Below are 19,808 nucleotides of genomic sequence, written 5' to 3'. Positions count from 1 at the left end.
GGGAACGATAAAACCCCACAAACTTTATTGTTACAGCGCTCTAGGCAAACACTTCAGTTTCAGGCATATAATTTGCTTATGTTTGGCGCTCCGGCGCCCTGTAGTGGATGGCGCATGTGCGCCGGCAATTAAGGTGTTAAGCCCCTGCCATGAAACCATCGCTAGTCCTGAGAATGGGCCAGCAGCTGACGATGACACCGCAGCTGCAACAGGCCATCCGCCTGCTCCAACTGTCGACCCTGGACCTGCAACAGGAAATCCAGGAAGCCCTGGAGTCCAACCCGATGCTCGAACGCCAGGAAGACGGCGACGACTTCGACAACAGCGACCCCCTGGCCGACAACACCGAGTCCAAACCCAACACCGAGATCCAGGAACCCTCCTACCAGGAAACCACCCAGACGGTGGACAGTCTCGAGGACGGCGAATGGAACGAACGCATCCCCAACGAGCTGCCGGTGGATACCGCCTGGGAAGATGTGTACCAGACCAGCGCCAGCAGCCTGCCCAGCAGCGATGATGACGAGTGGGACTTCACCACCCGCACCTCGGCTGGCGAAAGCCTGCAGAGCCACCTGCTCTGGCAGCTGAACCTGGCCCCGATGTCGGACACCGACCGCCTGATCGCAGTGACCCTGATCGACTGCATCAACAACCAGGGCTACCTGGACGAAACCCTGGAAGAGATTCTCGAAGCCTTCGACCCCGAGCTGGATATCGAGCTGGATGAGGTCGAGGCCGTGCTGCATCGCATCCAGCAATTCGAGCCGGCCGGCATCGGCGCCCGCAGCCTGGGCGAATGCCTGCTGCTGCAACTGCGCCAGTTGCCGGCGAGAACCCCTTGGCTGGCCGAGGCCCAGCGCCTGGTCAACGACTACATCGACCTGCTGGGCAGCCGCGACTACAGCCAACTGATGCGCCGCATGAAGCTCAAGGAAGACGAACTGCGCCAGGTCATCGAACTGGTCCAGAGCCTCAACCCGCGCCCGGGTTCGCAGATCGAGTCCAGCGAAGCCGAGTACGTGGTTCCTGACGTCATCGTGCGCAAGGACAACGAACGCTGGCTGGTGGAGCTGAACCAGGAATCCGTGCCACGCCTGCGGGTCAACGCCCAGTACGCCGGGTTCGTGCGCCGCGCCGATACCAGTGCGGACAACACCTTCATGCGCAACCAGTTGCAGGAAGCCCGCTGGTTCATCAAGAGCCTGCAGAGCCGCAATGAAACCCTGATGAAGGTCGCCACCCAGATCGTCGAGCACCAACGCGGATTCCTCGAGTACGGCGACGAAGCGATGAAGCCCCTGGTCCTGCACGATATCGCCGAAGCGGTGGGCATGCACGAGTCGACGATTTCCCGGGTGACCACGCAGAAATTCATGCATACCCCACGGGGCATATATGAGCTGAAATACTTTTTCTCGAGCCACGTCAGCACCTCCGAAGGCGGTGAATGCTCGTCCACGGCGATCCGCGCGATCATCAAGAAACTGGTGGCTGCGGAAAATCAGAAAAAGCCGTTGAGTGACAGCAAGATCGCTGGTTTACTGGAGGCACAAGGTATCCAGGTAGCCCGCCGGACCGTCGCCAAGTACCGCGAATCCCTTGGGATCGCGCCTTCCAGCGAACGCAAGCGGTTGATGTAGCCGCCGGGCTGGCCACAGCGTTTCGGAGTGTGCTTGAAACCCGCCGAGCGATGACCGGGCAAGGTAGCCCGATCGATGTGCAGGCTGGTTTCAGACACAGTCTAGGTGGCAGGCAAAACGGCCTGCCGCGTTATGCACTGGCAACGAAGGAGAAGCTGTATGCAAGTCAACATCAGTGGACACCAACTCGAAGTGACTGAACCTCTGCGCGTCTACATCGGCGAGAAGCTCGACCGACTGGAACGCCATTTCGACAAGATCACCAATGTGCAGGTCACCATGGCCGTCGAGAAGCTGAAGCAGAAAATCGAGGCGACCCTGCACATCCACGGTGGGGAGGTCGTCGCCAATGCAGAACATGACGATATGTATGCCGCAATCGACCTGCTCACGGACAAGCTTGACCGCCAACTGAAAAAGCATAAGGAAAAGCAACTCCACCTTCTCCAAGGCACGGGTCGCTGATACTCCCCTCCCATGATCCGACTTGAAAGCATCCTGACCCCCGGCCGTTCCCTGGTGAACGTGCCGGGCGGCAGTAAAAAACGCGCCCTCGAACAAATTGCCAACCTGATCAGCCGTGAAGTGCCTGATCTGGAGATGCAGGACGTATTCGAGAGCCTGATCGCCCGCGAGAAACTCGGCTCCACCGGGTTCGGCAACGGCATCGCTATTCCCCACTGCCGCCTCAAAGGCTGCGAGTCCCCCATCAGCGCGCTGATGCACCTGGACGCTCCGATCGACTTCGATGCCATCGACGGCGCTCCCGTGGACCTGCTATTCGTACTGCTGGTCCCGGAGGCCGCCACCGACGCGCACCTGGAACTGCTGCGTCAGATCGCCAGCATGCTCGATCGCAAGGAAGTTCGTGAGCGGCTGCGCAGCGCCACCAGCAACGAAGCCTTGTACCAGGTCGTGCTGGACGAACAGAACGGTCGGTAACCATGCGTTTGATCATCGTCAGCGGCCGTTCCGGCTCAGGTAAAAGCACCGCCCTCGATGTTCTGGAGGACCACGGCTACTACTGCATCGACAACCTGCCAGCCGGCCTGCTGCCCGAGCTGGCCGAACGCGCGTTGATCCATACCGAGTTGGCGCAACCGCTGGTGGCGGTGTCCATCGACGCCCGCAACCTGCCAAGCCACCTGTCGCGCTTTCCGGAGCTGCTGGAAGAGGTTCGCAGCCGGCACATCCAGTGCGATGTGCTGTACCTGGACGCCGACGAGGAAACCCTGCTCAAGCGCTTTTCGGAAACCCGCCGGCGCCATCCCTTGAGCAGCGCCAACCGCTCGCTGGCCGAGGCCATCCATGACGAGACCCAACTATTGGGGCCGATCGTCGACCTGGCCGACCTCAAGGTCAACACCACCAACCTCAATCTCTACCAACTGCGGGATACCATCAAGCTGCGGCTGTTGAACCAGCCCGAGCCAGGCACTGCCTTCCTGGTGGAATCTTTCGGATTCAAGCGTGGCATGCCGGTGGACGCCGACCTGGTGTTCGATGTGCGTTGCCTGCCCAACCCGTACTGGAAACCCGAACTGCGCGCCCAATCCGGACTGGACGCTCCCGTGGCCGAATACCTGGCTGCGCAACCGGATGTCGAAGAGATGTTCCAGGACATCTCCAGCTACCTGCTCAAGTGGTTGCCACGCTTCGCCGCCAGCAACCGCGCCTACGTGACCATCGCCATCGGCTGTACCGGCGGGCACCATCGTTCCGTGTACCTGACCGAGCGCCTGGGCCAGGTCCTGCAAAAATCCCTGAAGAACGTCCAGGTTCGCCACCGCGACCTTAGCTGAAAGGATCTACCCCGCGATGCCAGCTCTGGAAATCGAGATCATCAACAAACTGGGCCTGCATGCCCGCGCTTCAGCCAAGTTCGTCGGCGTCGCCGGCCAGTTCCCCTGCCAGATTCGCGCTGGCCGGACGCCGGAATCCATGGTCGATGGTAAGAGCATCATGGCCATGATGATGCTCGCCGCCGGCAAGGGCACCAAGATCCATCTCAAGACCGAGGGCGAACAGGAACAGCAAGCGCTGGATGCCCTGGTCGCCTTGATCAACAACTACTTCGACGAAGGCGAGTAAGCCTGCCCGGGAAATGCCCAGCCGGCACTCAGGAGAGTGCCGTGTCCATTACCATCATCAGGCAGAAGCCGATACACAAGCCAAGACTGGCAAGCTTTTCGTGACCATTGCGCCGGGACTCGGGGATCACCTCATGAGTCACCACCAACAGCATGGCTCCGGCCGCCAGGGCCAACCCCAAAGGCAACAGCACCTGTGCCAAGCTCACCAGCCAGGCACAAAGCAGGGCGAACACTGGCTCTACCAGGCCAGAAGCAGCGCCGATCAGGAACGCCCTGACTCGCGACATTCCAGCACCTGCCAACACCAGAGCGATCACCAGCCCTTCCGGCACATCCTGCAGCGCGATACCCATGGCCAGGCTATCCGCATCGGCCATGCCGCCGCCGGCCGACACTCCGACCGCCATGCCTTCGGGAATGTTGTGGGCAATGATGGCGAAGACGAATAACCAGATCCGCGGTGCGATGACTGGATGCTCCGGCGTGCCCACCAGGGTCTCCGAACTGCCGCCGGAAATCTTCAGGTCCACCAGGAACAGGCCGAGGGCACCCAGCATGATCCCGGTACAGACCAGGCCACTGGCGCCCCAGGCCGACAGTCCCAGCTCCTGGGCCGCTGCGATGCCCGGCACGATCAGCGAAAACGCCGTCGCCGCCAACATCACTCCGGCGCCAAAGCCAAGCAAGGTATCACTCACCGCGATCGGCATCTTGCGGATCACCAGCACCGGCACCGCTCCCAGCGCAGTGCCCAAGGCGCAGATCGCGCCGCCCTGCAAGGCACGCAACAAACGCGGTTCCAGGTTCAGCCAGTTGAGCCCCTGAGCCACCAGCAATGCGGTACCCGCCAACAGCAGCAGCGAACCGAAGGCATAACGAAACATCCGTCCGCTGCTGATCGCCAATGTCTCTGTGCCCATAGTCGACCTTATTTATTATCCAAGGAAAAATCAGGCCATCGCGGCGTGGTAACGCTGGGCGACTTCTGGCCAATTGATCACGTTATAGAAGGCATTGATGTATTCGGGCCGGCGATTCTGGTAGCGCAGGTAGTAGGCGTGTTCCCACACATCCAGGCCAAGAATCGGTGTATTGCCATTCATCAGCGGACTGTCCTGGTTACCACTGCTCTCCACTACCAGGGTTTTCTCCGGAGTCACGCTGAGCCAGGCCCAGCCGCTGCCAAAACGGGTCAGCGCGGCCTTGGTGAAAGCCTCCTTGAAGCTCTCGAACCCACCCAAATGCCGGTCAATGGCCTGTGCCAGTGCGCCATCGGGCTTGCCCCCGCCAGCAGGCGTCATCACCGCCCAGAACAGCGAATGGTTCGCGTGCCCGCCGCCCTGGTTGATCACCGCGGCACGCAACCCCTCCGGCAACTGCTGGATGCTCGCCACCAGTCTCTCCACCCCCCACTCGGCCCATTCGGTACCTTCTATCGCCGCGTTGAGGTTGTTGACGTAGGTCTGGTGGTGCTTGGTGTAGTGGATTTCCATGGTCTGCGCATCGATATGCGGTTCCAGGGCATCGTATGCATACGGCAGAACAGGCAAGGTAAAGGACATGTCAGTGCACTCCATGAGAGGGGCTGCCGTGCCTATCCGCAGACAGGCACTCAATGTTGTTGTCCAGCAAGCGGTGGGAACGGGGATATGCGCCGTGCTCACCGATGAAATTGAGCAGCTCGAGGTAGGTCTTGCTGCTTTGGCGCAAGGCCGCTTCACGCAGCGCCAGGGGCAAGCGGTTGTCTTGCATGGTCTGCAACAACCGCTGGTGGATAGCGCAGAGATATTCCGCGCTCTCCTCCGGCTGGTTCAGGCGTAAATGCAGGTCCGCCAGGTTGTGGTGGGAGATCACGCAGGCCGCCACCGCTTCGTCGGCATCAGGCCAGCGCTCGAACAGCACCTGGGCCAATGCCAGCGCTTGCAGGTAGAACTCACGGGCATCCACCAGCTCATCCTGCATGAACAGGCGATTGGCCCTTTCAATCGTGCGTTTCCAGTGCTCCATGATCGACCTCCAAAGCGCTAACGGGGGTTACACGCCACCTGCGGTGAGCTTCTCCGGATCCAACAGGACCTCCAGCTGGCTGCGCGACAGATCGGTGTGTTCAAGTGCCACATCGATCACCGGACGCCCCTGCTTGTAGGCGGTCTTGGCGATCTCCGCGGCCTTCTGGTAACCGATGATCGGGTTGAGGGCGGTCACCAGGATCGGGTTGCGCGAGAGCGCTTCCTTGAGCTTCGCTTCATTGACCTTGAAGCTGGCGATGGCCTTGTCTGCCAGCAGGCGGCTGGAGTTGGCCAGCAACTCGATACTGCTCAGCAGGTTCTGGGCAATGATCGGCAGCATTACGTTGAGCTCGAAGTTACCCGACTGCCCGGCCACGGTAATGGCGCTGTCGTTGCCGATCACCTGGGCCGCCACCATCGCTGTCGCCTCCGGAATCACCGGATTGACCTTGCCAGGCATGATCGACGAACCAGGTTGCAAGCCCTCCAGCTCGATCTCCCCCAATCCGGCCAGTGGTCCCGAGTTCATCCAACGCAAGTCGTTGGCGATCTTCATCAGCGAAACCGCCGTTGCCTTCAGTTGCCCGGAGACGGTTACCGCGGTGTCCTGGGAGCCGATCAGGGCGAACAGGTTCTTGCCAGGGGTGAACTGCACCTGGGTCAGCTCGCTCAGTTGCCGGCTGAAACGCGCGGCGAACTCCGGATGCGCGTTGATTCCCGTACCTACCGCAGTCCCCCCCTGGGCCAGGGCCTGCAGGCTCGGCAGCAAATCCTGCAGATGCGCGATGTTGGCCTTGAGCTGCTGTGCCCAGCCCTCCAGCACCTGGCTCATGCGTACCGGCATGGCATCCATCAGGTGGGTGCGGCCGGTCTTGACGAACGAGTGCACCTCCAACGCCTTGCGCTCGATGACCTCGACCAGGTGCACCAAGGCTGGCAACAGTTGCTCATGCAAGGTCAGGGCGGCACTGACATGGATGGTGGTGGGAATGATGTCGTTGCTGCTCTGGCCACAGTTCACATGGTCATTGGGGTTGACCACCTCGCCCAGCAACCGGCTGGCCAGGGTCGCCAGCACTTCGTTGGCATTCATGTTGGAGCTGGTACCGGAACCGGTCTGGAACACATCCACCGGGAAGTGCTGCATGAAGTCGCCTTCCAGCAGCCCCTGGGCGGCATCGACGATGGCCTTGCCCTGGGACTGGCTGATCTGGCCCAGCTCGACGTTGGCCCTGGCCGCCGCGGCCTTGGCCAGGATCAGCGCCCGGATGAAAGCCCGCGGCATGCGCTGCCCGCTGATAGGAAAGTTATCCACCGCACGCTGGGTCTGCGCGCCATACAACGCCTGCTCCGGGACCTGCAACTCGCCCATGCTGTCGCGTTCGATACGGGTATTACTCATCGGGAAATCCTTGCACCAGTTCAATCAGGGGAATGGAAGGCAACAGCGAACAGGTCGCCAGTCGCCAGGCATGGCTTTGCCAGCGCTTGAGCCGGCACTTGCACAACGACAACCGCTCCATATCGCGCAGAGGTCGCCACGCCTGGTCCAGGCACAAGCTGCGCCAGTGCCAGGGCAACGCGGTATCGGTCGCGGTATCGATCAACAAACGGAAGGAGGTTTCGGCAACGGTCCAGGCGGATATGGCCGTGCAACAGGCCAGATATCGCCCCTCGGCCAGGTAATGCTCGATCAGACGGGGTTCGTCCGGGTCCAGTGCGCAACGGATCTGGCGGCTCATCCAGCGCCAGCTTTCAAGGTAAGGCTGCTCGTGCAAGGCAGAACTCATGACCTGGGCTCATTGAATAATGATTTTCATTATTAAATGATATTGAGAATCAAATCAATCTGGCTTGTACAGGTTTTGTCCAGCTCCTGCACCGCCATGGAAATGCCAGGCATAAAAAAACGCGCCACCCAAAGGGCGGCGCGTTCTGAAGACACAAACGATGATCAGCTGCCAGCGACGGTCATGCGTTCGATCAGTACCGAGCCGGTGCGGATGTTGCTGCGCAGTTCCAAGTCATTACCCACGGCCACGATCTGCTTGAACATGTCCCGCAGGTTGCCGGCAATGGTCACCTCCTGCACCGGGAACTGGATTTCACCATTCTCGACCCAGAAACCGGCGGCACCGCGGGAATAGTCGCCGGTGACCATGTTCAGGCCATGGCCCATCAGCTCGGTGACCAGCAGCCCTCGACCCATGCGCCGCAGCAAGGCGGCATGGTCTTCATCGCCATGGGTGACGAACAGGTTGTGCACCCCACCGGCGTTGGCGGTGCTCGGCATACCCAGTTTGCGCCCCGAATAGGTGCCAAGCACATAGGACACCAACTCGCCATCCTTGACGAAAGGCTTGGCGTAGGTGGCCAGGCCGTCGCCATCGAAGGCCGAGCTGCCCATGGCGCGCAGAAGGTGCGGACGCTCGTCGATGGTCAGCCATTGCGGGAACAGTTGCTGGCCCAGGGCGCCTTCCAGGAACGAAGACTTGCGGTACAGGTTGCCGCCGGAAATCGCCCCCAGGAAGCTGCCGAACAGACCACCGGCCAACTCGGCGGAAAACAGCACCGGCACTTCGCAGGTAGGCACCGGGCGAGCGCCCAGGCGACTGGCGGCACGTTGGGCGGCGCGCTGGCCGATGCTCGCCGGATCCGCCAGCAACTGGCCCTGGCGATTGACGTCATACCAGTAGTCGCGCTGCATCTGGCCATCGGCCTCGGCGATCATCACGCAGCTCAGGCTATGACGGGTAGAGGCGTAGCCACCGATGAAGCCATGGCTGTTGCCATATACCCGGCAACCCTGGTGGGTGTTCAGGGTAGTGCCGTCGGCATTCTTGATTCGCGCATCGGCAGCGAACGCCGCCGCCTCGCAGGCCAGGGCTTGCTCGATGGCCTGCTCGGGAGTGATGTCCCAGGCATGGAACAGATCGAAGTCCCGCACCTCGCTAGCCATCAGGGACGCATCGGCCAGGCCCGAGGCCTCGTCCTCGGAAGTGTGCTTGGCGATCGCCAGGGCCGCGGCCACGGTTTCACGGATAGCGTCCGGACCACTGGCGGAGGTGCTGGCCGAGCCCTTGCGCTGGCCTACATAGAGGGTGATGCCAAAGCCCTGGTCGCGATTGAACTCCACGGTCTCCACTTCCCGCTGGCGCACCGAGGTCGACAGTCCCTGTTCCAGGGATACTGCCACTTCACAGGCACTGGCTCCCTGGCGCCGCGCTTCGGCGATGATCTGCTCCACTTGCTCCTGCAGGGCCGGCAAAGCTTGTGGGCCGACGCTTTGTGCTGCACTCATGGTGTTCTCCACTCAAATTCTGCTTTCGATTAAGGCCGGCGAGCGACCGGGCCGGACAAGCGGCCCTCGACTGGTTATCATGGCGGCGTTTCTTTGCGGACTGCCACCATGGTTGATTCTTACGACGACTCCCTCGATGGGGAGAAAAGCAAAACCCAGGTCAAACGCGAGCTGCATGCTCTGGTTGATCTCGGCGAGCGCCTTACCACTCTCAAACCCGATCTGCAGGCCAAACTGCCATTGACCGACGCCCTGCGCCGGGCCCTGGCGGAAGCCCCCAAGCATGTCGCCCATATCGCCCGTAAACGCCACTTGCAATTCATCGGCAAGCTGATGCGGGACCAGGACATCGACGCCATCTTGCAGTTGCTCGATCAACTCGATGCCTCCACCCGGCAGTACAACGAACGCTTCCATAACCTGGAACGTTGGCGCGATCGCCTGATCGCCGGCGGCGACGACGTGCTGGACAAGTTCGTCAGCGAGTATCCCGAGGCCGATCGCCAGCAACTGCGCTCGCTGATCCGCCAGGCCCAGCATGAGGTGGCCCATAACAAGCCCCCTGCCACCAGCCGCAAGATCTTCAAGTACATCCGCGACATCGACGAGACCCAGCGCGGCCTGCGCTGAGCCGCTCCGGCTGGGCCGCCCAGGCAGCCCAGGCAGCCCAGCCGTCCCTTGCCCAATCACGCCCCTGTGCCACCCACCGTGATCGCATCGATCTTCAAAGTTGGCTGGCCGACGCCTACCGGTACGGACTGCCCGTCCTTGCCGCAGGTGCCGACGCCACTGTCCAGGGACAGGTCGTTGCCCACCATCGATACCCGGCTCATGGCTTCCGGGCCATTGCCGATCAGGGTCGCCCCCTTGACCGGCGCGGTGATCTTGCCGTCCTCGATCAGGTACGCCTCGCTGGTGGAGAACACGAACTTGCCGCTGGTGATATCCACCTGGCCGCCGCCGAGGTTGGCGCAGTAGATGCCCTTCTTCACCGAGGCGATGATTTCCGCCGGATCGCTTTCGCCACCCAACATGTAGGTGTTGGTCATGCGTGGCATCGGCAGGTGTGCGTAGGACTCGCGGCGACCGTTGCCGGTGCGCGCCACGCCCATCAAGCGCGCGTTGAGCTTGTCCTGCATGTAGCCCTTGAGCACGCCGTTCTCGATCAACGTGGTGCACTGGGTGGGAGTGCCTTCATCGTCCACGCTAAGCGAGCCACGGCGCTCGGCCAGGGTGCCGTCGTCGACGATGGTGCACAGCTTGGAGGCGACCATCTCGCCAATCCGGCCGCTGTAGGCCGAACTGCCCTTGCGGTTGAAGTCGCCCTCCAGGCCGTGGCCCACGGCTTCGTGCAGCAGCACCCCGGACCAACCGGAGCCCAGTACCACGGGCAAGGTGCCGGCTGGAGCCGGAATCGCTTCCAGGTTGACCAGCGCCTGGCGCAGCGCCTCGCGGGCGTAACCCATGGCCCGGTCCTCGCTGAGGAAATAACGGTAGTCGGTACGCCCGCCACCGCCATGGCCACCGCGCTCGCGCCGGCCGTTCTGCTCGACGATGACGCTGACGTTGAAGCGCACCAGCGGCCGTACGTCCGCCGCCAAACCACCATCGGTGGAAGCCACCAGGATCCGTTCCCAGACCCCGGCCATGCTCACGCTGACCTGCTGGATACGTGGGTCCAGGGCTCGGGTCGCAGCGTCAACGCGCTTGAGCAGTTCGACCTTCTCGGCACGACTGATGACCTCCAGCGGATTGTCCGGGGCATACAGTTGTGCCACGTCCTGGGTAGAAAACGCCTGCACCTTGCCGTTCTGCCCGGCCCGGGAAATCGAACGCGCCGCGCGAGCGGCCTGGCCCAGGGCCTCCAGGGTGATGGCGTTGCTATAGGCAAAACCGGTCTTCTCGCCGGACTGGGCGCGCACCCCGACACCCTGGTCGAGGTTGAAGCTGCCTTCCTTGACGATCCCGTCCTCCAGGGACCAGGACTCGGAGATCTGCCCCTGGAAGTACAGGTCGGCAGCATCGATGCCCGGACCTGCCAGGTCGCCCAGCACGCCTTGCAGGCTTTCGATGGTCACGCCGCCAGGGGCTAGAAGATGTTCACTGACTGAGGACAACAACCCGCTCATATGCTTTGGCCTTAAATTCGTCGTACTTATGCAAGCCGTTGAACGCCTTGCGAGAAAATGCGCCGGTGGCTGAACACCGGCATCCGCGCCCGGATGGACGCCTGTTCGCTGCTGTCACGCTCGGCCAGCAGCACGCCTTCGCCCTGCTCCTGCTCGGCCAGCACCCGCCCCCAAGGGTCGACGATCGCCGCATGCCCGTAGGTCTCGCGGGGGCCGGGGTGCACTCCGCCCTGGGCCGCCGCCAGCACGTAGCACTGGGTCTCGATGGCCCGGGCTCGTACCAGCACCTCCCAATGGGCGGCCCCGGTCACGGCGGTAAAGGCCGAGGGTGCGGTGATCAGCTCTGCCCCGGCAGCGCGCAATTCGCTGTAGAGCTCGGGAAAACGCAGGTCGTAGCAGACTGTCAGCCCCAAACGCCCCACCGGCGTATCCGCCACCACCACCCGGTTCCCATGAGCATAGTCATCGGATTCGCGATAGCGCCCGCGATTGTCCGCCACGTCGACATCGAACAGGTGCAGCTTGTCGTAGCGAGCCACCACTTGCCCCTGGTCATCCACCAGTAGCGAGCAGGCATTGGATTTGGCCTCGGGCTGGTCCTGGGGTGGCAACGGCAAGGTACCGGCGACTATCCATAACCTGAGGTCGCGGGCGGCCTGTTTCAACCAGGGCAGGATCGGACCTTCGCCCAGGGCTTCGGCACGCCCGACGGCGGCCATGTCCCGGCGGCCCATGGCGGCGAAGTTTTCCGGCAGCACCGCCAGCTTCGCCCCGCCGGCAGCGGCTCGCTCCAACAGGCCGCGAGCCTGTGCCAGATTGGCCAGCACATCGCTCTGGCTGACCATTTGAATCACCGCAAGGGACATGGCGAACTCCATATTGGGTAGAGCGCCATGCTACTCCATGGACGCAAGCCGCAGATGCTCAAAACGGCTTGTCGAAGGTGATCTTCGGCTCTTTCCACGGCCCCTTGACGTTGTACTTGACGCTGGCGAACCGCGCCACGCGATCGCCGATCAGCTTGTCGATCAGGAACAGCGCGCCACCCACCGCCGGCGCCCCGACGATCAGGGCGGCGATCGGCAGGTTGTTGGTCACCGGCAGGGTCACCAGCAGCTTGGCGTCCACCCGGTCGGCCACCATGTCCAGGGTGCCGTTGAGCTCCAGGTTGCTCGATGGCCCGGTGAGCGCGATGGGCTCACGGGTGACATACACCCCGTTGCTGGCCGCCAGCACGCCCCGTACCCGGTCGTAGCTCAGGCCCTTGCCGAACAGGTCGGAGAAGTCCAGGCGCAAGCGCCGGCCAATGGAGTTGAAATTGAGCAAGCCGAATACCCGCAGGGCCTGGGCGCCGCCCTCGACCTCGACGAACTGCCCCTTGTTCAGGGTCGCATCGAGGCTGCCGGAGAAACGCTTCAAGCCAACCCAGGCCGGCGAACCGGGCCAACGGCCATCGACGTCCAAGTGAAAGTCCTCGCTGGTGACGGTAGGGGCAAAGCCCCAGCCCTTGAGTACATCAGCCAGGTTCTTGCCGCCGATGCGTCCCCGGTACCAACTGCTGCTGGCACCCGCCTGCCCCTCCCAGCCACCCTCGCCTTCGAGCAACATACCCTTGAGTCCAAGGTTCAAGCCATTGAACGACATGCCCTTGGGTGTAGGCCGGACCTTGAGCGCCCAACGGCCAATCAGGTCCGGGCCCTGGAACAGCTGGGCAATGGAGATGTCCAGCGGCGGCACATTCTTGGGATCCACCGATGCCAGGGGGTCAGGGGCGTTTTCATCGGCCTGGACCGTCGGGTCGACAGCCGGCAGGCGGACGTACTGCATGTCGATGGCCATGGGCGCCGCCTTGGCATCGGGAATACCGACATTGCCCTTGGCCTGCTGGCTATCGATCTGCAGCTCCCAGGCGCTGGACTTGCGGGTCAGCAACAAGTTGACCTGGTCCAGGGTGCTGCCGAAGGCCGTGAGCTTGCCGACCTTGAAGTCCGCACTGCTGAGCAGCTGCTTGGCGCTGCCTCCTGGGTCTTGCCCGGCATAGCGGTCGGCCAGGGCCTTCCAGGGCTCGACATCCAGCTCCGACAACACGCCTCGCACCCGCAGGCCCTTGACCGTCGGCAACTGGGCTTCGCTGCCACCGAGGAACAACTCCCCCCGGCCTTCGGCGAACTTGCCATTGGGGGCGGCGAAGGTGAAGCCCGCCAGGTCGCCGTAACTGAACCAGTAGCGACGCTCGGCACCTTGCAAGGTCATGCGAAACACGCTGTTGCGCCCGGTATTGGCGGACATGCCGAATGGTGCCGGCAGGTCCACCGCGGCGCCCTTGAGGCTGGAACTGACCATCAGCTGGCTATCGGCGCCATCGAGGTTCAGCTGCAACTGGAACGGCAACTCGCCAGACACCGGTAATGGCTGGCTGACCTGCAACCAGTCGGTAAGCTTCTTGACCGCCACCTGTCCCTTGGCCACCACCCGGGTATTGAGCTTGCCGGCGCGGCCATCGGCGAAGATCTGCGCCGTCAGCGGCCGCTCGAATGCCTGGGCACTGATCCCTTCGCCACTCAAGCCCTTGGCGCTGTCGAAGCGGAAGTCGCCCTTGAGCTGGGTCAGCTCCAGCGGCGGTTCGCTGAGCTTGAGACGGGCCTTGTCGGTCTTGAAATCCACCACGATCTTCGGCTCTTCGCCCTTGGCCAGGGGGATATCCAGGTCCACCTTGCCTTGCAGGTCGCCCTCGCCCTGCCACCCTGCGAAGGTCGAGGCGGTGCCGATCGGAGCCTGCTGGAGGATCTTCAGGCCATCGCCCAGGCCACCGGCAAAATCGCCGTCGATGTACATGTGCGAGCTTTGCCCGTCCGGCGCATGGGGGATGTTGACGAACACATCGTGCACCTTGGTATCGAGCAACTGGCCCTTGCTGGCGACGATGCGCACCCGGCTGCCTTCGATGAACACGTCGCCGTTGACCTTGGTCAGGTGCGGCCAGCCCGGCTGGAAGGCCAGCTCGGCATCATGCACCTTGAAGAACAGGCTGATGCTGCGCGCGGCCTCGATGGCGTCGTGGTTCAGCGAGCCCTGGTACTGGAAGAACCCCTGGTCCACCGCACCCTTGAGGATCGCCGTGCGCAGCCATTCATCCACCGCCGGGTTGAGCACCTGGGGCAGGTACTTGGCGGTATAGCGCCCATCGCCGTCCACCAGGCCGACCCGCAGGTCCATGTAGTCTTCCTGGGCATGATCGAAGTGCAGGCGGATCAGGAAGTCGCCGGCGATCTTGCCTTCCTCGCCCAGCACCTTGAGATACGGAGCGATCAGGGTGAAGCCTTCCTGGTCGAGCTTCCAGGTCAGCGTCGCGTTGGCCTGGATGTACTGCCAAGGCTTGGCGAAGATCGGGTACAGGTGCAAGGAGAAGTCCTTGCTGTCCATGCGCAGCTCGCCCTTGCCCAGGTTGCCGCTGATGCTGCCGCTGACGTTACGTGCAGCAGGAGCGCCGTGATAGGCATCGAAACCGACACGATCGAGGTTGGCGGCGAAACTCAGGCGCTCATCGCCCGTGGCCTGGGGCCGGTAGTCCAGCAGTACATTGCGCAGCCCGCCCGTGACCTTCAGGTGGTCGACAGCCGTGGCTACGCCCTCGGGCAAAGGTGCCAGCGCATCGAGGATCGGGGTGATGGGCGCCAGGTCCAGGCGGTCGGCCTGCAGGTGCCAGAGTTCTTCGTTCTGCTCGCCGGTATTGCGCTGTTGCAATTGCAGGCGCGACTCCCAGCGGGTCTGGCCCAGGTTCAAGGCCAGGGAGTCCAACTGCACCTCGAGGCCCTGGGCATTGCGCTGCAGATTGGCGTTGAGCGCCAGGTTCTTCAGGGTCACCGGGGTACGCGCGGCGTAGGCACCGGTCAGTTGCGGTGCATTGAGGCGCAGCGCTGCGCTCTGCACGGTGCGCTGGCCCCAGCTGAGCCATAGCTCGCCGCCGGCCTTGAGCTCCGAGAACTTCCATTGCTGGGTCAGGCGCGGTGGCAGCCAACGCGCCCAGTCGCTCTGCGGCAGGCTCAGGTACAGGTCGGCCTGGGCATCGCGCCAGGCCTCGGCGCGGATCCGCGTGCGCAAGCTCAGGGCCAGGGGCTGGCCGTCCGGCAGGTTCAGGCGCAGGTCCAGGCGTTGGCGGCTGGATCCGCTGCGCAAATTGAGGCCGACATACGACAAGGCGATGGGCTGGTGGTCACGGGGCAACAGGGTGACCTGACTGTCCAGCACCGAGAGTTCCGCCAGTTGCTGCAGGCGCGACAACAGTTGCTCCGGCTCCATGGGCTGGTCTTGCTGCACCGGCAGGCCTTCGAGCTGCCATTGGCCGTCCGCGCCTTCCTTGAAGCTCAGGCTCAGGCCGCTGAGCTCCAGGTGGCCGATCCGCAAGTCGCGGGCCAAGAGGCTACCGAGCATGTCCGGGGCGACGCTGACCCGATCCAGGCGCAGGGCATTGGCGCCCTCGCCCACCATCACGTCATGGGCCAGGAGGATCGGCGACAGGCCGCTCCAGCGCCCCTCCAGGCTGCCGATATGCACCGGCAGGCCGACGGCGTCCTGGACCTTGGCCTCGACCTCGGCCTGGTACTCGGCTACCAGCGGCGTCAGTTCCCGGCCCAGGCTGACGTACAGGGCGGTCGCCACCAGTGCCAGCGTACAGAGGCCCAGTCCCCAGCGGACCAGTGTGGTGAACAAGCGGATCAGCCGCTCCATGTCAGTTGGCTCCCATGGCAAATGTCATGCAAAAAGCTGAAGCCAGCCGTTTCCAATCATGTAGAACACGCGGAATCAGAGCAGCACCACGTCGTATTGTTCCTGGGAATACATGGTTTCGACCTGGAACCTGATGGTGCGACCGATGAAACCTTCCAGCTCCGCGACATTGCCCGACTCTTCATCGAGCAGGCGGTCGACCACCTTCTGGTTGGCCAGTACCCGATAACCTTCGGCCTGGTAGGCCCGGGCCTCACGGAGGATTTCGCGGAATATCTCGTAACAGACGGTTTCCGGGGTTTTCAACTTACCCCGCCCCTGACAGCTGCTGCAGGGCTCGCAGAGTACCTGTTCCAGACTTTCCCGAGTGCGCTTGCGGGTCATCTGCACCAGTCCCAGCTCGGTGATGCCGATGATGTTGGTCTTGGCGTGATCGCGCTCCAGCTGTTTCTCCAGGGTCCGCAACACCTGGCGCTGGTGCTCTTCGTCTTCCATGTCGATGAAGTCGATGATGATGATCCCACCCAGGTTGCGCAGGCGCAGCTGGCGGGCGATGGCTGTCGCCGCCTCCAGGTTGGTCTTGAAGATGGTCTCTTCCAGATTGCGATGGCCGACGAACGCACCGGTGTTGACGTCGATGGTGGTCATGGCCTCGGCCGGGTCCACCACCAGGTAGCCGCCGGACTTGAGCGGTACCTTGCGCTCCAGGGCCTTCTGGATTTCGTCCTCGACCCCGTACAGGTCGAAGATCGGCCGTTCGCCCGGATAGTGCTCCAGGCGGTCGGCGATTTCCGGCATCAACTCGGCAACGAACTGCGTGGTCTTCTGGAAGGTTTCCCGGGAGTCGATACGGATCTTCTCGATCTTCGGGCTCACCAGGTCACGCAAGGTACGCAGGGCCAGGCCCAGGTCCTCGTAGATCACGTTGGGTGCACCGATGGTCTTGATCTGTGCGCCAATCTGGTCCCAGAGCCTGCGCAGGTAGCGGATGTCCATCATGATCTCGTCGGCGCCGGCGCCTTCGGCGGCGGTGCGCAGGATGAAGCCGCCGGCCTCCTGGATTCCCTCCTGGGCCACGCAATCGCTGACCACCTGCTTGAGGCGCTCGCGCTCGGCCTCGTCCTCGATCTTCAGCGAAATGCCGACATGGGCGGTACGCGGCATGTACACCAGGTAGCGCGACGGGATTGACAGCTGGGTGGTCAGGCGCGCGCCCTTGGTGCCGATGGGGTCCTTGGTGACCTGTACCACCAGGCTCTGCCCCTCATGGACCAGGGCGCTGATGCTCTCCACCGCCGTGCCCTCGCGGCTGGAGATTTCCGAGGCATGGATGAAGGCCGCGCGGTCCAGGCCGATGTCGACGAAGGCCGCCTGCATGCCGGGCAGGACCCGCACCACCTTGCCCTTGTAGATATTGCCGACGATTCCGCGACGCTGGGTACGCTCGACGTGGACCTCCTGCAGCACGCCGTTTTCGACCACCGCCACCCGCGACTCCATCGGTGTGATGTTGATCAGGATCTCTTCACTCATGGCAAGGTCTCGTTCGGACGTGTTCATGGAGGGCCGCATGGGTCGGATTGAATGCCTTATTGCGCTGGAACGTCTTGCCAGCAGGAAATGCCGAAATCACCGAGCAGCTCTGCGGTTTCGCACACTGGCAAGCCGACCACGGCGGAATAGCTGCCATTGAGCCCTGCCACAAACACCGCTGCAAGCCCCTGGATCGCATAACCGCCGGCTTTGTCCCGGGGTTCGCCGCTGGCCCAGTAGCGCGTCGCCTCCTGTTCGCTGATCGAGCGCAACCGCACCAGGCTGCGCACCACCCGCGCCTGACTGCGCTGACCGTCGAGCAGGGCGACTGCCGTCAGTACCTCGTGCTCGCGCCCGGAAAGCGCCATGAGCATCTCCAGGGCGTCGGCCTGGTCCCGCGGTTTGCCGAGGATGCGGCCATCGAGCACCACTGCGGTATCGGCGCCCAGGACACAGGCCGTGGAATCGCTGGCCAGTGCCGCGCGACCGGCCGCCGCCTTGCCACGGGCCAGGCGTTCGACATAGGCGGCAGGGGCTTCGGCGGCCAGCGGGGTTTCATCGATGTCCGCGCCGATGACAGTGAACGGCACGCCGATCTGGGTGAGCAGTTCACGCCGACGCGGTGAACCAGAAGCGAGGTAGAGCGGATTCATCAAGACATCTCCCTGTCGAGGTGCGGGCCAATGCCTGACCGGCTCAGTTGATCTTGAAACGCCGGCGCAAACCGCGCAGGCCGAAGCTGACCCAAGGCCACAACAGGGCGCTGACCAGGGCTGGCAGGACCACCGCCAGGGTCGGCTGGCGGTTGCCGGTCAGGGCACTGAGCCAGAGTTGCACCAGCTGCGCCAGGCCGAAGATCACCAGGATCACCAGGCTCTGCTGCCACATCGGGAAAATCCGCAGGCGCTGCTGCAAGGACAGCACCAGGAAGGTGATCAGGGTCAGGATCAACGCGTTCTGTCCCAGCAACGTGCCATACAGCACATCCATGGCCAGCCCCAGGCACCAGGCAGTGACCATGCCCACCTTGTGCGGCAGGGCCAGGCTCCAGAATGCCAGCAGCAAGGCCAGCCACAGGGGCCGCAGGATCTCCATGAACTGCGGCATCGGCGACACGCTGAGCAACATGCCCACCAGGAATGTCAGCCAGACGATCCAGCCGTTATTCGAATAGGTAGTGCCCGCCATTATTCTCTTCCTCCGGTGGTGGCCGGCGCTGCGGCTGGCGGCTTGGCGGCTGCCGGTTTCACCACGGGTTTGTGGACCGGCTTGGCCGGAGCATGGGCCGCGGGCTTGACCGGGGTCGCCGGAGTTGCCGCAGGAGCGTTGGCCGGTGCGGCCGCTGCAGGTGCAGGCGCTGCCGCGGGCTTGGCGACCGTGGCCGGCACAACGACGCCACCTTGCTGGTCCTGGGCCTCCTGGGCCTGGGCCGCATCATTGGCGCGCTCTTCGGCGGTACGCGAATCGCTGAACACCAGCAGCAGGTAGCGACTGCGGTTCAACGCCGCGGTGGGCACCGCGCGAACGATAGCGAACGGCTGGCCGGAGTCGTGGATCACTTCCTTGACGGTGGCCACCGGGTAGCCGGCGGGGAAACGCTGCCCCAGGCCGGAGCTGACCAGCAGGTCGCCTTCCTTGATGTCTGCGGTATCGGCCACATGGCGCAGTTCCAGGCGCTCCGGATTGCCGGTGCCGCTGGCGATGGCGCGCAAGCCGTTGCGATTGACCTGCACGGGAATGCTGTGGGTGGTGTCGGTGAGCAACAGGACGCGCGAGGTATAGGGCATCAGCTCCACTACCTGGCCCATCAGGCCCCGGGCATCGAGCACCGGTTGGCCGAGGAACACGCCGTCGCGCTCACCCTTGTTGATCAGGATGCGGTGGGTGAAGGGATTGGGGTCCATGCCGATCAACTCGGCCACTTCGACCTTTTCGTTGACCAGTGCCGAGGAATTGAGCAGCTCGCGCAGACGTACGTTCTGCTCGGTCAGGGCAGCAAGCTTCTGCAGGCGCCCCTGCAACAGCAGGTTCTCGGTCTTGAGTTTTTCGTTTTCAGCGGCCAGTTCGGTGCGACTGCCGAATTGGCTGGCCACGCCTTGCCATAGCCGTTGCGGCAGATCGGTGATCCAGTAGGACTGCATCAGCACCAGCGACATCTGGCTACGCACCGGCTTGAGCAGTGTGAAGCGCGCGTCGACCACCATCAGCGTGATCGACAGCACGACCAGCACGAGGAGGCGCACGCCCAATGAGGGGCCTTTGGCGAAAAGCGGTTTAATAAGCCGCTCCTCCCGGGCAAATGTTGTGTCTATTCATAAGGCGTCGAACCGGCCTGGGTGCAGATTGACAGAAGATAAACGCGACAGGCAGCA

Annotated in this window: 19 protein-coding genes; 6 read left to right on the top strand and 13 right to left on the bottom strand. The window is 63.2% G+C overall.

The window, feature by feature from the left end:
• Positions 1 to 149 precede the first annotated feature (149 nt).
• From GDH07_RS02935 to GDH07_RS02915, 5 genes are all read left to right on the top strand, one after another.
• Positions 150 to 1,643, top strand: coding sequence for an RNA polymerase factor sigma-54 (locus GDH07_RS02935; RefSeq protein ID WP_152896645.1), 1,494 nt, complete (start codon positions 150 to 152; stop codon positions 1,641 to 1,643).
• Between the two features lie 159 nt (positions 1,644 to 1,802).
• Positions 1,803 to 2,108, top strand: coding sequence for a ribosome hibernation-promoting factor, HPF/YfiA family (gene hpf / locus GDH07_RS02930; RefSeq protein WP_011059268.1), 306 nt, complete (start codon positions 1,803 to 1,805; stop codon positions 2,106 to 2,108).
• A 12-nt stretch (positions 2,109 to 2,120) separates the two neighbouring features.
• Complete coding sequence (gene ptsN / locus GDH07_RS02925) at positions 2,121 to 2,585, top strand: PTS IIA-like nitrogen regulatory protein PtsN (RefSeq protein WP_022642324.1); 465 nt, start codon at positions 2,121 to 2,123, stop codon at positions 2,583 to 2,585.
• A 2-nt stretch (positions 2,586 to 2,587) separates the two neighbouring features.
• On the top strand, positions 2,588 to 3,445 hold the full coding sequence (gene rapZ / locus GDH07_RS02920; protein WP_011059266.1) for an RNase adapter RapZ: 858 nt from the start codon (positions 2,588 to 2,590) through the stop codon (positions 3,443 to 3,445).
• 16 nt (positions 3,446 to 3,461) lie between these two features.
• Complete coding sequence (locus GDH07_RS02915) at positions 3,462 to 3,734, top strand: HPr family phosphocarrier protein (RefSeq protein ID WP_022642323.1); 273 nt, start codon at positions 3,462 to 3,464, stop codon at positions 3,732 to 3,734.
• Positions 3,735 to 3,762: 28 nt separating this feature from the next.
• Here GDH07_RS02915 and GDH07_RS02910 read toward each other — a convergent pair whose 3' ends face one another.
• From GDH07_RS02910 to pmbA, 6 genes are all read right to left on the bottom strand, one after another.
• Complete coding sequence (locus GDH07_RS02910) at positions 3,763 to 4,656, bottom strand: ZIP family metal transporter (protein WP_031320901.1); 894 nt, start codon at positions 4,654 to 4,656, stop codon at positions 3,763 to 3,765.
• A gap of 30 nt (positions 4,657 to 4,686) precedes the next feature.
• Positions 4,687 to 5,298, bottom strand: a complete 612-nt coding sequence (locus GDH07_RS02905; protein ID WP_152896644.1) for a superoxide dismutase — start codon at positions 5,296 to 5,298, stop codon at positions 4,687 to 4,689.
• Position 5,299: 1 nt separating this feature from the next.
• Entirely contained in the window at positions 5,300 to 5,743 is a 444-nt protein-coding gene (locus GDH07_RS02900; RefSeq protein WP_022642320.1) for a hypothetical protein, read from the bottom strand.
• Between the two features lie 27 nt (positions 5,744 to 5,770).
• Positions 5,771 to 7,147 (bottom strand): class II fumarate hydratase, encoded by a 1,377-nt coding sequence (locus GDH07_RS02895; RefSeq protein ID WP_022642319.1) that lies wholly within the window; start codon positions 7,145 to 7,147, stop codon positions 5,771 to 5,773.
• Positions 7,140 to 7,535 (bottom strand): hypothetical protein, encoded by a 396-nt coding sequence (locus tag GDH07_RS02890; RefSeq protein WP_053134134.1) that lies wholly within the window; start codon positions 7,533 to 7,535, stop codon positions 7,140 to 7,142. The genes GDH07_RS02895 and GDH07_RS02890 overlap by 8 nt, the downstream gene beginning before the upstream one ends.
• Positions 7,536 to 7,699: 164 nt before the next feature.
• A complete protein-coding gene (gene pmbA, locus GDH07_RS02885) occupies positions 7,700 to 9,046 on the bottom strand; it encodes a metalloprotease PmbA (protein ID WP_152896643.1) in 1,347 nt (448 codons plus the stop codon).
• A gap of 108 nt (positions 9,047 to 9,154) precedes the next feature.
• On the opposite strand from pmbA, the gene yjgA reads away from it, so the two are divergent.
• Positions 9,155 to 9,676: a ribosome biogenesis factor YjgA gene (gene yjgA, locus GDH07_RS02880; RefSeq protein ID WP_022642316.1), complete on the top strand. Its 522-nt coding sequence runs from the start codon at positions 9,155 to 9,157 to the stop codon at positions 9,674 to 9,676.
• Positions 9,677 to 9,732: 56 nt separating this feature from the next.
• Here the strand turns inward: yjgA and tldD are convergent, their stop codons facing one another.
• From tldD to mreC, 7 genes are all read right to left on the bottom strand, one after another.
• A complete protein-coding gene (gene tldD / locus GDH07_RS02875) occupies positions 9,733 to 11,175 on the bottom strand; it encodes a metalloprotease TldD (protein ID WP_031320895.1) in 1,443 nt (480 codons plus the stop codon).
• Between the two features lie 26 nt (positions 11,176 to 11,201).
• A complete protein-coding gene (locus GDH07_RS02870; protein ID WP_152896642.1) occupies positions 11,202 to 12,041 on the bottom strand; it encodes a carbon-nitrogen hydrolase family protein in 840 nt (279 codons plus the stop codon).
• 58 nt (positions 12,042 to 12,099) lie between these two features.
• Complete coding sequence (locus tag GDH07_RS02865; protein WP_152896641.1) at positions 12,100 to 15,903, bottom strand: YhdP family protein; 3,804 nt, start codon at positions 15,901 to 15,903, stop codon at positions 12,100 to 12,102.
• Between the two features lie 75 nt (positions 15,904 to 15,978).
• A complete protein-coding gene (rng, locus tag GDH07_RS02860; protein WP_022642312.1) occupies positions 15,979 to 17,436 on the bottom strand; it encodes a ribonuclease G in 1,458 nt (485 codons plus the stop codon).
• A gap of 56 nt (positions 17,437 to 17,492) precedes the next feature.
• Entirely contained in the window at positions 17,493 to 18,089 is a 597-nt protein-coding gene (locus GDH07_RS02855; protein ID WP_152896640.1) for a Maf family protein, read from the bottom strand.
• A 43-nt stretch (positions 18,090 to 18,132) separates the two neighbouring features.
• Positions 18,133 to 18,624 (bottom strand): rod shape-determining protein MreD, encoded by a 492-nt coding sequence (gene mreD / locus GDH07_RS02850; protein ID WP_022642310.1) that lies wholly within the window; start codon positions 18,622 to 18,624, stop codon positions 18,133 to 18,135.
• Complete coding sequence (gene mreC / locus GDH07_RS02845; RefSeq protein WP_343038209.1) at positions 18,624 to 19,715, bottom strand: rod shape-determining protein MreC; 1,092 nt, start codon at positions 19,713 to 19,715, stop codon at positions 18,624 to 18,626. Before mreC ends, mreD begins: the two co-directional genes overlap by 1 nt.
• Between the last annotated feature and the right edge of the window lie 93 nt (positions 19,716 to 19,808).

The organism is Pseudomonas piscis, assembly GCF_009380155.1.
GTDB lineage: Bacteria > Pseudomonadota > Gammaproteobacteria > Pseudomonadales > Pseudomonadaceae > Aquipseudomonas > Aquipseudomonas piscis.
Note: the sequence above shows the minus strand (reverse complement) of the source record. Positions and strands in the feature narration are given on the sequence as shown.